At 67.8% G+C, this 450-nt stretch carries 1 protein-coding gene; it reads left to right on the forward strand.

Going from position 1 to position 450, the window contains the following annotated elements:
* Nucleotides 1-139: 139 nt before the first annotated feature.
* The coding region (locus tag E1292_RS50675) for a carboxymuconolactone decarboxylase family protein (protein WP_132606902.1) at nucleotides 140-450 on the forward strand (311 nt) is incomplete at its 3' end.

Raw genomic sequence — 450 nt, forward strand, 5'->3', positions numbered from 1 at the left:
GTGCAGGGCCTGCACCAGGTCGTTGCGGCCCCGGGATGCGGCCAGGTCGAGATGCAGGTCGGCGCCCGCGGAATTGGCCCCTGGATCTCCCATGGAAGTGGACCATACACCTGGGCCGATCCAGGCCTAGGTTGGAGCCATGAGCACATCGACAACCCGACGCGTGAAGCTGGCCAACCTGGCCCCGGAGTTCTACCAGGCTCTGAACGCGCTGGACGCGACCGCCGGCGCCGGCCTCGACGCGAACTTCGCCCACCTGATCCGGACGCACGCCTCCCAGATCAACGGCTGCGCGTACTGCGCCGACATGCACAGCCTCGACTACCTGCACGGCGAAGGTCCCCAGCAGAAGCTGAACCTGCTGCCGGTCTGGCGCGAGTCCCGCAACCTGTTCACCGAGCAGGAGCAGGCCGCCCTCGAGCTGACCGAGGCGATCACGCTGGTCAGCGA

Source organism: Nonomuraea deserti (assembly GCF_004348685.1).
GTDB classification, from domain to species: domain Bacteria; phylum Actinomycetota; class Actinomycetes; order Streptosporangiales; family Streptosporangiaceae; genus Nonomuraea; species Nonomuraea deserti.